This is a genomic window from Mesorhizobium sp. M1142, assembly GCF_040318565.1.
Lineage (GTDB): Bacteria > Pseudomonadota > Alphaproteobacteria > Rhizobiales > Rhizobiaceae > Mesorhizobium.
In genome coordinates this window covers 154,790-167,155 of record NZ_JAMYMK010000006.1, presented here as the reverse complement: position 1 = coordinate 167,155, position 12,366 = coordinate 154,790, and the positions used below count along the sequence as shown (strand labels likewise).

Genomic DNA, 12,366 nt, shown 5'->3' with positions numbered 1-12,366 from the left:
GCAACGCGACGCGACTCGGGTTTTGAACGACGCCGAAAACGCAAGCTGGAAAGGAACAAGATGGCAGATCAACTCGCCAACGAAATAATCGCCATTATCAAGAAGCGCGCCGCGTCGGAGGGCGGCATAGCGCCTGCCACAGGCGGCGAGATAACGGCTGCCACGGGACTGACTTCGCTCGGTATCGATTCACTGGGATTGGCGGACGTTCTCTGGGACCTGGAGCAGGCCTACGGCATCCAGATCGAGATGAATACGGCCGAGGCATGGTCGGATCTCCAGAATGTTGGGGACATGGTGGAAGCCGTGCGCAGCTTGCTCGCTAAGGGGGTGTGAATGGACAGGCGCGTCGTGATTACTGGGATTGGCGGTATTTGCGGGCTTGGGACCAACGCCGCCGCCATTTGGACAGAGATGCGAGAAGGCCGCTCCGCCATCGGCCCAATCGTCAACTCCGAGCTCCATGAATTGAGGGTCAGGATCGGTGCCGAGATCAAGGCGCTGCCGGAGCATGACATCGACGGCAAGCAACTCATCTCCATGGACCGCTTCAGCCTGCTCGCTGTGCTTGCGGCGCGCGAAGCCATGCGTCAGGCCGGACTTTCCTCCAAAGAGGGAAATAGGTATCGCTTCGGTGCGACGGTGGGCGTTGGCGGCTGCGGGTGGGATGCGATCGAGCAAACCTACCGCGCCATCCTTCTGGGCGGTAAGCGTGCCGCTCTCTTGACTGTACCCAAGGCGATGCCGGGTGCCGCTGCCGGCCAGGTCAGCATGAGTCTCGGCCTGCGCGGGCCGGTCTTCGGCGTCACGTCCGCCTGTTCCTCGGCAAACCATGCGATTGCCTGCGCGGTGGACCAGATCAGGCTCGGCCGGGCCGACGTGATGCTTGCCGGCGGCAGCGAAGCGCCGCTCATATGGGGTGTGCTGAAGGCATGGGAAGCGATCCGCGTGCTTTCGCCCGATACTTGCCGGCCATTCTCGGCCGATCGCCAGGGCCTGTCGCTTGGTGAAGGCGCCGGCATGGCGGTGCTGGAAAGCTACGAGCATGCCCTGGCTCGGGGCGCCACCATCCTTGCCGAAATTGCCGGTGCCGGCCTTTCCGCCGATGCGTCCGACATCGTCGCGCCGACTGTCGAGGGGCCGGAGGCAGCAATGCGGGCCTGCCTTGCCGATGCCAGGCTGGACGCCGAGGATGTCGACTATCTCAACGCGCACGGCACCGGCACCAAGGCCAACGACCAGATCGAGACGGCGGCGATCAAGCGCGTCTTCGGTCAGCACGCCTTCTCAATGTCCATTTCTTCTACCAAGTCCATGCACGCGCATTGCCTCGGCGCGTCCGGCGCGCTCGAGTTGATCGCCTGCGTGATGGCTATCCGCGAGAGCGTCGTGCCGCCGACTGCCAATTATCGTGAGCTGGACCCCGATTGCGATCTCGACGTCACGCCCAATGTGGCACGCGAGCGCAAGGTGCGCGTGGCACTGAGCAACTCCTTCGCCTTTGGCGGCACGAACGCGGTTCTGGCGTTCAGGCAGGTGTAGAAGCCATGAGAGATGCCTCCGGCAACATTATCTCTCGCATCCAGATGCTTGTCGGATAACTATTGTGAAGGGCGGGTCATTGACCGCCTCGGCGAATGCGGGAAGTGGCAGCGGAAGCTCGACGATCCGGGGGTATCGTCTTTGCGAAATTCTTAACTGTTGAAGCGGCTTGGACGTACCGCCGCCCCGTAAAAGGTAATCGAGGCCCTGCGGGCTCGGCTTGAGGGTCTGAAGCTGTACACGACAATGTCTGGAAGCCGCAGGGTCGGCTCTGCGCCCGTTATAGTCGCCTGAGTGCTGCCGGCCCGGCCGCGCCGCGGGCGCCCTCACGAACTCCTTGAACCTGCGGACCTTGCCTGTCTTGGCCGACGCTTCGAAGCGCGCCGTCGTGCTGGCCTCCAGATCCGCGACATGCTTGCGCAGGGTCGTGGTGGGCGCGAGGCCAAAGATGAAGTCGACGTCGTTGGCGCGGCACCAGTCGATGACCTGCGGGTTGCAATAATGGCTATCGCCGCGGAGCAGGATTCGAATGTTCGGCCAGTTGATCCGGATCGCCCGCACCAGACGGCGCAGGTGGGGGCGGATCTCAGCCCCACTCGGCCGCTTGGCCGGTCGCAGGATCGCGCTGACGAACCGTCCCGCACCATCGAACACGACGATCGGCTGGAAGCCGTACTCGTCATGGTGGGCATTGAACAGGCGAAGCTGTTGGCCTCCGTGCACAGCGTCGAAGGTGTCGTCAATGTCGAGCACGATCCGCTTCGGCACCTGCCGGAACGAGGCGCAGTAGAGGTCGACCATCGCCCGCCCCATCGCGACCAGCTCCCGCACACCGGGCAGGTTCTCCAGCCGGCACAGCGTCGATTGCGACGCCAGATCCCGACCCGACGGCAGCGCATCCTGGGCCATCTTGAAGACCGGATCGCGGCGCAGCCGGTTGGCGTCGTTGCCGTCCTCGTAGCCGGCGGCGATCATCTTCATGCGAAAGCCGATCATGTCCGCCAGGCTGTGGACGACCTGGTCCGGGCAGCGCGGATCGTCGATGCAACGCGCCAGACGCTCGGCCACCCGCAACCGCTTTTCCACATCGGCCAAGGCCAGAACGCCGCTGTTGGACGACAGCATGCCGCCGTCGAAACGGGCGACGACGGACTTGCCGCCGACTGATGACAAACCGCTCAGCGGCAGCGCAAGATCGTTCATGGTGGGTGTGGTCTCCGGGAAATGGTTCGGATCGGCTTAAGCAACCAAATCCTACGTCATTTCAACGATCAGATCCCGAGCAGCCAGCCAGTATTCGACCGTCGCTGGCGCCTCCGCCCACTGAGGCCTTGTGCTTCCTCCAGCGAGTCAAGCCGATCACCATGCGTGTCGCCAGTTCTGGTGCTCACCCACGTGCCATTTGCGATCTTGTGTCGGTGAGAGCACCGCAAGCACCTCCCCTGCTAGAGGGCAAGGCGGCTTGCGTCGCCCGTGTTGTTACTATTCTTCGCTGTGGTCGGAGTTTTTTCCTTGGCTTCGGAATCGGGACATTCGGCTTTGCAAAAAATAGGCCATCGTGGTCGATCGTCACGCCCCCGAGTTCGGCGGCACGATGGGACGACAGCGGCAGCGCAAGCTTCATTTGCGCGAGGGGCTCGTCCCTTCAACTACTTGATGCGTTTGCGCTTTGCGTACCTCCGTGCATGTTGCTCGATGCCAGGCGGAGACCTCCGTCTAAACGATCGCGCACGATGCAACGCCCACGCGTTGATCGCCATCATCGCGGCGATCGCTTTGCCGCGATCGCCGCAGCCTTTTCGAGCACGACAATCATGCCGGCGGTCGGCAGCGATGCGCATGCAAAAATTCACAGATGCATTCTCGCCAAATGCTAGCTGCCCAGCAAATGTCCGGCATTTCGCAAGGCACCTAGGAAGAGGCTGGCATGGCCGTTGGCATTGATCTTGGCCTGCATCGACAGGGGCATGCTGTGCCAGTTCTCCAAGGGCGCAGTGAAATGTGAGAACGTACCGTTGACGATGCAATGGTGGCTAACAAGGCCCTGTCTGTCCAACGCCAGCACGCCGATCTGGTCGCCCTGATATCGGATGGCTGCGACCCGCTGGACCTCCGCGTCACCGTCGACCCGCACGTCGAAAAGCAGGATGCCGCGGCTCCTGGTTGCTACCTCGGCGGCCTTTTCTGCGAAGCTTAAGGAGAGCGAGCGAACGCTTTCGACCGCCAGCTGTAAAATCATCAAATCCAGTTCATCCACTGCCATAAGATACCTGCGCGCAACACATGGGTGATAGCAATCGACCACACCGCTTGTTCACAGATGTCGGCTCACGACCGATCATTCAGGGTTTGGTCGTCCATTGACCGAGGGCGTGCTCCGGTTCGAACCGATCCTGAAGCGGAATGCGCTGGATCTACGGAACCCGAGGAGCAGGCCAGCCAAAGTTGCCGCGACAATTGATGTCGTGATCATTCCAGACATCTGCATCGGCGTCGCTGAACATCCACTGGTAAGTCCGTTCTCTTGCGGCAAGCCCATCCTCGGGCCGTCTTGTACCTGAAGCCCTCGCGGTGGCGTCCCTCGAAGCTCGGGACCGCCGGGCGCTTGATCGTCGAGAACTTTGTTTACGAAGGTCCGGACCTCCTGCAGAGCTTATTCTGGTGCGCTCGCCTTTGAGCATTCCGCTGAAGCGTGACGTTTCGCTAGTCAGTGTTCCTTGCAGGCTCACCGCGAGGGCGCCTTGCACACAGCGGCACGTCAGCGCATGAAACTCGTCCCCCGTTCACTTCACAAAATGGATTTCCTGAAGTACTGGGAGCGCAGAGAAATCTCCGGTCGCAGCCTACCCGGTTAAAACAAGGACCCAAAAATGAAGACTCTCGTCGTCTGCTCCGGCGGATTGGACTCCGTTACCCTTGCTCACAAGGTGGCAGCGGAGCACGAACTCGCCGGCCTCCTATCTTTCGATTACGGCCAACGGCATAGAAAGGAATTGGGCTTCGCCGCCCTTTGCGCGGAGCGACTGAGCGTCCCGCACCGCATCATCGACATCCACGAGATCGGCGGCGGCCTTTCCGGCTCCGCGCTGACCGATAATGTGGAGGTGCCCGACGGGCACTACGCCGAAGACACGATGAAGGTCACGGTGGTGCCGAACCGGAACGCCATCATGTTAGCCATTGCCTTCGGCTTCGCCGCAGCGCACGGCGCTGAGGCGGTGGCGACGGCCGTGCATGGTGGGGATCATTTCATTTATCCCGACTGCCGTCCGGCCTTCATCGACGCTTTCCAGATGATGCAGGACCACGCGCTCGACGGCTACGCGGAGATTCGCATTTATGCACCCTATGTGAATCTCACGAAGGCGGACATTGTTAGGAATGGAGCAGCATACGGCACGCCGTTTGCGCAGACCTGGTCCTGCTACAAGGGCGCCGAGCGTCACTGCGGGAGGTGCGGGACCTGCGTCGAGCGGCGCGAGGCGTTTCATCTCTCTGGGCAGCCGGACCCCACCGACTACGAGGACTCCGACTTCTGGCTCGATGCGCTGCGAAGGAGGACCGCGTAATGTTCCGCATCACCAAGGAATTCCACTTCTCAGCCTCGCATCAGCTCACCTCGTTGCCACCCGATCACCAATGCGCGCGCCTGCACGGGCATAACTACATCGTTGAAGTGGAGCTTTCAGCGAATGGACTGAACGACAACGGCTTCGTGCGCGACTATCACGATTTGGCGCCATTCAAACGCTACATCGACGAGAGCTTCGACCACCGACATCTCAACGACGTGCTGGGACATGAGCAAGTCACGGCGGAATATCTGGCCAGACATTTTTATGAATGGTGCAAGGCACGCCTGCGCGAAACCTCGGCCGTGCGGGTGAGCGAAACGCCGAAAACCTGGGCGGAATACCGGCCATGACCGATACGCATCCCGCAATCCGCGTGAGTGAGATTTTCGGGCCGACGATCCAGGGCGAGGGCGTGCTCATCGGTTTGCCGACGGTCTTCGTCAGAACCGGCGGGTGTGACTATCGCTGTTCCTGGTGCGACAGCCTGCATGCGGTGGACAATCAATTCCGCCATGAATGGGAGATGATGTCCATTGCCGCGGTGTGGCAAAACGTGCTTGCGCTTTCCGGTGGCCGCCCGCTGATGGTATCGCTGTCAGGCGGCAATCCGGCCATCCAGCCGCTCGGCGCGCTCATCGAGCGAGGCCATGGTGAAGGTTACCGTTTTGCGCTGGAAACCCAAGGTTCGGTGGCCAGAGACTGGTTTGCCGACCTTGACGTGCTAGTCCTCAGCCCAAAGCCGCCGTCAAGCCAAATGACGACCGATTGGGCCGCTTTCGAGGCCTGCCTCCAGGCGGCACAAGGCAGGCCGCAAGTCGTGCTCAAGCTCATTGTTTTCGACGAAAGGGACTACGCCTACGCGAAAGACGCCGCTGCGAGATTTCCGCGACTTCCGATCTATCTGCAACCCGGCAATCACACGCCGCCACGCCTCGCAAATGAAGACGCGCCTGTCGATCTTGACGGAATAATAAAACGCATGGAGTGGCTGATTGAAAAGGTGACCCGCGACAGGTGGTTCGAAACCCGCGTGCTGCCGCAGTTGCACGTTATGCTCTGGGGTAACAAGAGAGGCGTCTAGGCGGGGGCCATGCGCTGAGCCGTGTCAGTGCCCACGTTCTGCTAGAATGCGTCAGGTATCTGCCGGAAAAGGCAACTGAACGCTGTGTGCTTTCGACTACGACCGTTTTTTAATCACGCGACTGATGGCGCGAAACCTGGCCAACGATAGCCAGACCAATGACGATGCCCAACCAAACGGCGAAATGGATCGCCTTCACCATATACGAAATAGCCTGTAGCAGCGGCGGCGCCGACAGAGCCAGCCCGGAGGAGGAGAGGTGCTGCTCACCAGCTGCGAAATATTCGGTTAGGGAAGGGATCGTCTGGCCAAGGTCGATATCTTTTAGCGAGGGAGGCGCGTGAGACTTGTTCGCGATGGGCTGGGAAGCGGTCACTCACTTTCAGACGTTCCCGTCGGAACAGACGTTGATTGATTGTTGAATTGGGAGTGTGGATCGGACTGGCCACTTAGGATCAACGACGGGCCACAACTGCCAAAACCGCGTCCACACAGACGATGCATCTATCTCCAGGTTGTCGTTTGGTGCACCCGCTAAGCGAAACTGGAGATTTGCACAGCCCCGACTGCCATGAAGCGGTTTGTTGGAAACCCGATCAAGGGTAGATAGGCGTTGCCTGAAAAGCCCAGCACGTTGGAGCGCAGGCCAAGCCACTCCGCTACGAAACTTAGGGTCGCGCAAACAACACCGGCATCGCGCCAGGCCAAGCTTTCTCCATTCACATAGGCTGCATCGATTTTGGACAGGTCTGCCACCAACCGAAGGGTGCAGCCTGGGGCGGTTCCCAATACCCCTTTCACCTGCTCTCTGTTGAGTTCGGCTGCCTGGGATGAGGCGCCGAGGAAAGCTGCAGCGTGTCTCGTGGGCAGATAGGCGCGTGCCGCATGATCGCTGTTCGACATTTGATAAATGATCTGGACGGGGTGCAATCCACCTGCGGAGGGTGAAATCCGGTGTTCCAAAGGCACGCCGGCACGTCCGATGCCACGAAATTCGCGAGTCCCGCACGCGTACCAAAGCAATGCTTCAATCTCGTGCCAGCTTACAGGCGCCCCAATGGCAGATCGCCGCGACTCCATTACGTCTAGAAATGATCGATCGCGCTGCTCTTCCGGCTTTGGAAGCTCACGTATTACCGCGCCTGCCGGCAACCAGGCAGACCAGTCACCAGGCTGCTCCCTGGGAGCAGGTTCTTCAGTGAGGCGTCCAGCCAAGAGCCGACCAGGTATTGTAATGCTTCACGCAGCCCCTGCATCTGCCGCAGGCGTAATTCCCAACGTGGCACGAGTGCGCCCAGGCGAGGGTCGCTTGGTCGATCTCGGAGGTTCGCACCAGTTCGACCGCATCCAGCTCGATAGCCGGAGCTTCTACAGTGATGCCGCCCTCCTGAAGCGCCAGCAGCTTCGAGATATGCTCGACAAAGTCGGGACGCCCGTCGGCGTGGACGCCGTCGGTGGCGAGGGCGCCGATAAGGAGGTGTTTTACGCCGCTCTTCACCGCAGCCATGCCAGCGAGCGTGATCAGGAGCTGATTGCGGAATGGCCACCACTCCGACACTGGCGCGACCTCAGACGGCGCACTGCCCGCCAAGTCCCCAGATCCTAGAGCCGAGCAATCGACGCAAATGACTTCGTGAGGGATATTGAGGAGGCGCGCGACCTGGCCAGCGGCGACGATTTCAGCCTCAGCCGGCTTCTGCCCATAGTCGATGGTGATGCAAACGTTCGGACGCTTCCACCAAGCGATGCTGACCGAGTCCATGCCTCCAGAGAGTAGCAATGCCGTCTTCATTTAGGCAGGCTCCATATCGCCTTGTAGATCGCGGTCACGAAGTCCTGCGCGACCATCGTGCCCGAGCCCACGAACATCTTTAAGTCTTCCTCCTTCTCGTTCTCCGCCAGTGCAACGATCGGGATGCCCTTTTTTCTCGCATACCCGACTTCGAAGACAGTTCCGGGGTCCATGCCGTTCAGTATCGCAAAGATGACGTCGCAACCGTCCAAACCGATCAAATCCGCCGGAGCGACGACGTCGGCCTTGCCGGGTCCGATTTCATGTACGGGCGAGAAGACGTCTGCTCCCGCATCAATGAGTGCGAGCCGCGCCTCTTCGACCAGCCAGCGCTGTCCAAGGTCAAAGAAAGGTGCGGCAAGGTAAATGCGTCCAGAGCCAGGCTTGATCGGTTTTGCCCTGGCGGACATCAAAATATCTGGAGTGGGAGGTGGAAGGGTTCGCGAGTTGCAATACCAAGCGGTTGCGCGCGACGCCAAATCCGCGGCTTCGACCGGTTCCTTCCCATGTATCGCCCAGAAACCGGCAAACGTTGAGGAAAACACGTCCCCTGACCCGAGCTTCCAGACTGAATCCGATTCGTAGAGTGGAACCTGTTGTTGGTGCTCGGGCGTGAGGACCAATGCCCCCAGCGCGCCCATCTTCAAGACGACGACTTCGGCGCCGTCATTATGAAACAGCCAATTGGCGCCTTCGCGCGGATTGTCGGTCCCAGTGATGGACCGCATCTCCAACCGGTTGAGAACCACACCGAGCCTAGCTGCCGACGAACCGTTTCTCCTGAACGGTTGGGCGTCGAACGCAGATTGAGGGTCATACACTGCTATGTTCGCGGACACGATGACGTCTGATTCGATCATCCCATAGCGGATGACGATGTTGTTCTCGACCTTGATATCTGGAAGTCTCTTCAGCAATGCCGGTGGCGGCGAGATATGTGGCACCGAGAGCGTATGGACATAATCGAAAGTGACTGCCTGCTCGGTACCCAGGAGATTCAGTTGGACGTCAGCAAGTTCTGCCTCAACAGCGATCCGATCGCTGAGCCGGCTGTTGGCGTAACCTCGTAGTTGCACGCGGCCACCTGCAAGCTGCGCGATCGCAAACGCGCCGCGTCCTGCCGACCCTAAGACACGATCCCATTCGGGTTGCAGGCAGCGCTCATGGTAGACGCCGCCCGCAACGGTTACGTCGCGGCTCACACCGGGTAGACCCTGACCGTGTAGACGCCGCCGGAGATCGACAGAATCTCAGCTTTGTATAGCACCGCCTGCTGAACAATGCAGTTGATCACCTGCAGATAGCCAACGAACGTGAGCGACCCGCCGAGGTTTCCGCCAGCATCCCGTACGACAAGCGTTGAAGAACTACCGATGGCCACAACGTCGACATCCAGAACGTTGCCCACGTTAAGCGGTCCAAGGACCGAAGGCTTCGGACTGTTAACGGGAGCCTGGTACTCGCGGCTGCATTGATCGAATCCCCCTCCGACAGCGGGACCGAGATCACTCCGTCCACTGCCTCCGCCGCCACCGCTCATGTCAGGTCCTCCTCGCCTAGTTCGGGACTAGAGCCTGATTCGAAACATTCATCAACGTTTGTAAGAGGCGCGGATGTACGCTTCGCATGACTTTCCACATTACGGCGTCCAGCATTGATGCCCGGACTCCAATCGCAGAGCTGAAATCCAAATATTTCTCCTCCAGTCTGAAATAATCGGTAGCTGGATTCGCCTTTGCAGGAAAAACGCCTATTTGGCAGCAGGCGCGGATGATATGAACGTCGAGTATAGCGACATCATCGCTGCGTCGACGATTGCGAACTACCCACGATGCGGTCTTCGGACCGATCCCGGGCAAGGTACAAAGGCTATCGCGCAACTCTCTGTCGTTCAACTGGGCCTCGTCAATCATAGCAACGCCTTCCAGGCATCTGTGCAAGTAGCCTGCACGTTGCTTTGCGAACCGGTATCTCACGGATCGTCCGAGGACTGATAGCGGTTCTGATAGCAGTGATTCCGCCTGCGCTAGAGTCAGGCGGGGACCGTTCACGCGCATATAGGAGCGGACGCGATCGTATGCGGCAAGGCCAACCTCAGCAGGTGCGCCGTGCCCGCCTAGAAGGCACGCGACCACTTCCTCTGCAAGCGTTTCGCCAAGTCCGCTCTCGTCAGGCGTGTCAAGCGCGTCCATCCAAACTTGCGTTGCCCAGAAAGCCGGCGTGAACACTGCCGCGAAATCCCCCCAAGGGACCGACGGCATAACCTCGGCATCGGCATCCGGCAGATGCAGGAAGATCGGCTGCCCATCCTTCAGCGAAATAACCTGTTGCATCTCTCAGTCCCAATCATTATTCATAAAAATCATAGCCAATTTTGATCAAAATGACAACGGAAAACACCGCTCTGCTGAACGAGATACGAGAGGCGATGGACCGGTTAGGGGTAGGCCAGGTCCAGCTGGCATTGTCTTGTGGTTACACGCAATCATACATCAGTAAAGTCCTGAATCTTCGTGCTAAAATGACCGACAAGCTGGAGCGGAAGCTGACATTTTGGCTTTCATCCCATTCTATGAAGGAAGCGGTTTCCAGTGCGGAGATCGAGGCAATCGTTCAGCGCCTTGCTAGAGCAAAACCGGAAAGAAGAATGCATATAATGAATATTCTTCGCGGTCTGGCCGGTATGTCGTGAGGCGCGCCGAGTCTATAATGGCCGCCGTCGCATGGTGGCAACTTGGCGTCCTGCGACGTCAAGAAGCACTCTTTCCACACGATAGAGCCGTCGCTGGTGGTCCAGTTCGTACAAAAGGCGCTAAGGTGGCGGGCTTACACCTTCTCGTCGTGTCCATTTCCGGGCCAGCACAATGAACCGACTGCCATGCCTGATCGATCGAGCCACATGAGCGACCGCCCCTCTGCCTTCCGCAAGGATGCTGTTCTGGCGCGACTGGCCGAACAATTCAATGTCGCGCAATTCGTTAGCTTCGCACCGAAAGCCGGGGCTCCGATACAGCAGTTTGCCCGGCTCGCTGGGCTGCCGGCCGATCAGCACTTCGATACGCCGGCGGAGGCGATAGGGGCTCTCTTTTTGAGGAGCGTCGAAGGCACGCTCAACGTCCGGAGCTTCAATGAACACCAGCCTCAGAGTGCCGAGTTTCTCTACGGACTTTCCTCGCCCCTTGATGTCGTAGCTGCGGTTGAGCGTCTCTCTGCCGCAGGCTGGTTCACGATTGTCAACGAGACTATCGATGTCAGCGATGGCGGAGTTTCGGGGGTGATCCTTGATGACATCGTTGAATTTGGTCCCGATGTTACGCCACGCGGGGTCGAGAAAGCGGGTTTCGCGACACTACGCTCTGACTGGGCGCGCCGGCTGTTCGACATAGTCTACGGATTCGGTCCCGATTTTGCGTCAGCAAAATCCGCGCGCCTTGAGTTCAGCCTTCACCCCAAGCCGCGCGGCTATCGTCAATCCCACGTCATATATTGGGAATTCGGTGAGAATGAAGCTATGCATGCCGCTGACGTGGAGCCGAGGTGGCCAAATGGCTTCTCGCGCATGCTTGGAGACAAGGCATACGGGTTGCTGATCGGTCATCTTGCCGGCGTGCCCGTGCCGCGAACGACAGTTATTTCTCGCCGGGTCGCTCCATTCTCGTTCGGCGAGAGTACAGGCACCCGCGAAATTTGGACACGGACATGTCCGACCGAACAGGTGCCGGGCCATTTCACGACTGTTCGAGGTTGGACTGACCCGTTCAAGCTCCTGAATGCGGAGGACCCTGATCATCGTGCAATTGCGTCAGTCATCGCGCAGGAAGGCGTCCCCGCGACCTGGTCGGGTGCTGCGATTTGTGACGCTGATGGGCAACTCCACGTCGAGGGAGTTCTTGGCGCCGGCGACGCTTTCATGCTCGGGAAGAAGGCGCCTCAAGAACTTCCACCTGAAGTTTTGAGTGCAGTTGAAACTCTCTATCAACGAACTTCCGCTCAACTTGGTGCGGTGAGATTCGAATGGGCATATGACGGCCGCGCTGCGTGGCTGCTGCAACTACACAAGGGGCGCAGCGTTTCATCTGGTGCAACAATTGTCCCAGGAGAGGCTACGGAATGGAAAAGTTTCGATGTTCGAGATGGCTTGGAAGCGCTACGAGTAGCTCTCACAATGATTCCGTTCGGCCATGGCCTGATACTGGAGGGGGAGGTCGGCCTGACAAGTCACATCGCGGATGTCGTCCGACAGGCCAGTGTGCCGACGCGAATGCGTCTGGTTGCTGACCAAGCCTCTAATTGACGCTCGTGGGAAAACGGAACATAATAAGAACACGATAAAAATATTAAGTATCCACAATGCTAAACGAAGGGAAACGAAGATG

At 59.3% G+C, this 12,366-nt stretch carries 14 protein-coding genes and 2 pseudogenes; 7 read left to right on the top strand and 9 right to left on the bottom strand.

The window, feature by feature from the left end:
- Window positions 1-60 precede the first annotated feature (60 nt).
- Together NKH42_RS12665 and NKH42_RS12660 are read left to right on the top strand one after the other, a co-directional pair.
- A complete protein-coding gene (locus NKH42_RS12665; protein ID WP_352458906.1) occupies window positions 61-336 on the top strand; it encodes an acyl carrier protein in 276 nt (91 codons plus the stop codon).
- Window positions 337-1,542: a beta-ketoacyl-[acyl-carrier-protein] synthase family protein gene (locus NKH42_RS12660; RefSeq protein WP_352508066.1), complete on the top strand. Its 1,206-nt coding sequence runs from the start codon at window positions 337-339 to the stop codon at window positions 1,540-1,542.
- On the opposite strand, the pseudogene NKH42_RS12655 reads toward NKH42_RS12660, so the two are convergent.
- The 3 genes and pseudogenes from NKH42_RS12655 to NKH42_RS12645 form a co-directional block, all read right to left on the bottom strand.
- A pseudogene (locus NKH42_RS12655) lies at window positions 1,529-1,693 on the bottom strand (LysR family transcriptional regulator); the annotation flags it as partial. The gene NKH42_RS12660 and the pseudogene NKH42_RS12655 sit on opposite strands and share 14 nt — an antisense overlap.
- A 179-nt stretch (window positions 1,694-1,872) precedes the next feature.
- Window positions 1,873-2,745 (bottom strand): annotated as a pseudogene (locus NKH42_RS12650) (IS1380 family transposase); the annotation flags it as partial.
- Window positions 2,746-3,415: 670 nt separating this feature from the next.
- Window positions 3,416-3,805: a hypothetical protein gene (locus tag NKH42_RS12645; RefSeq protein WP_352508067.1), complete on the bottom strand. Its 390-nt coding sequence runs from the start codon at window positions 3,803-3,805 to the stop codon at window positions 3,416-3,418.
- 607 nt (window positions 3,806-4,412) lie between these two features.
- Between NKH42_RS12645 and queC the strand changes: the two genes are divergently transcribed.
- The 3 genes from queC to queE are packed head-to-tail and all read left to right on the top strand — an operon-like array spanning window position 4,413 to window position 6,198.
- Window positions 4,413-5,111: a 7-cyano-7-deazaguanine synthase QueC gene (gene queC / locus NKH42_RS12640; RefSeq protein WP_352508068.1), complete on the top strand. Its 699-nt coding sequence runs from the start codon at window positions 4,413-4,415 to the stop codon at window positions 5,109-5,111.
- Complete coding sequence (queD, locus tag NKH42_RS12635) at window positions 5,111-5,467, top strand: 6-carboxytetrahydropterin synthase QueD (protein ID WP_023722053.1); 357 nt, start codon at window positions 5,111-5,113, stop codon at window positions 5,465-5,467. The genes queC and queD overlap by 1 nt, the downstream gene beginning before the upstream one ends.
- Window positions 5,464-6,198 (top strand): 7-carboxy-7-deazaguanine synthase QueE, encoded by a 735-nt coding sequence (gene queE, locus NKH42_RS12630; protein WP_352508070.1) that lies wholly within the window; start codon window positions 5,464-5,466, stop codon window positions 6,196-6,198. The genes queD and queE overlap by 4 nt, the downstream gene beginning before the upstream one ends.
- A gap of 109 nt (window positions 6,199-6,307) precedes the next feature.
- Here the strand turns inward: queE and NKH42_RS12625 are convergent, their stop codons facing one another.
- The 6 genes from NKH42_RS12625 to NKH42_RS12600 all read right to left on the bottom strand — a co-directional run bounded on the left by NKH42_RS12625 (window position 6,308) and on the right by NKH42_RS12600 (window position 10,323).
- Window positions 6,308-6,574, bottom strand: a complete 267-nt coding sequence (locus tag NKH42_RS12625; RefSeq protein WP_352567116.1) for a hypothetical protein — start codon at window positions 6,572-6,574, stop codon at window positions 6,308-6,310.
- Between the two features lie 158 nt (window positions 6,575-6,732).
- A complete protein-coding gene (locus tag NKH42_RS12620) occupies window positions 6,733-7,167 on the bottom strand; it encodes a nitroreductase family protein (protein WP_352508072.1) in 435 nt (144 codons plus the stop codon).
- Between the two features lie 226 nt (window positions 7,168-7,393).
- The gene (locus NKH42_RS12615; protein ID WP_352508073.1) at window positions 7,394-7,990 is read right to left on the bottom strand and encodes a 7-cyano-7-deazaguanine synthase; all 597 of its coding nucleotides are present in this window, start codon (window positions 7,988-7,990) and stop codon (window positions 7,394-7,396) included.
- Complete coding sequence (locus NKH42_RS12610) at window positions 7,987-9,192, bottom strand: PfkB family carbohydrate kinase (RefSeq protein WP_352508074.1); 1,206 nt, start codon at window positions 9,190-9,192, stop codon at window positions 7,987-7,989. The genes NKH42_RS12615 and NKH42_RS12610 overlap by 4 nt, the downstream gene beginning before the upstream one ends.
- The gene (locus tag NKH42_RS12605) at window positions 9,189-9,398 is read right to left on the bottom strand and encodes a hypothetical protein (RefSeq protein WP_352508075.1); all 210 of its coding nucleotides are present in this window, start codon (window positions 9,396-9,398) and stop codon (window positions 9,189-9,191) included. The genes NKH42_RS12610 and NKH42_RS12605 overlap by 4 nt, the downstream gene beginning before the upstream one ends.
- Window positions 9,399-9,546: 148 nt before the next feature.
- On the bottom strand, window positions 9,547-10,323 hold the full coding sequence (locus NKH42_RS12600) for an endonuclease III domain-containing protein (RefSeq protein WP_352508076.1): 777 nt from the start codon (window positions 10,321-10,323) through the stop codon (window positions 9,547-9,549).
- Between the two features lie 50 nt (window positions 10,324-10,373).
- On the opposite strand from NKH42_RS12600, the gene NKH42_RS12595 reads away from it, so the two are divergent.
- Both NKH42_RS12595 and NKH42_RS12590 read left to right on the top strand, forming a co-directional pair.
- Window positions 10,374-10,682, top strand: a complete 309-nt coding sequence (locus NKH42_RS12595; protein WP_352508077.1) for a hypothetical protein — start codon at window positions 10,374-10,376, stop codon at window positions 10,680-10,682.
- Between the two features lie 207 nt (window positions 10,683-10,889).
- Complete coding sequence (locus NKH42_RS12590; protein WP_352567112.1) at window positions 10,890-12,284, top strand: hypothetical protein; 1,395 nt, start codon at window positions 10,890-10,892, stop codon at window positions 12,282-12,284.
- The last annotated feature ends 82 nt before the right edge of the window (window positions 12,285-12,366 follow it).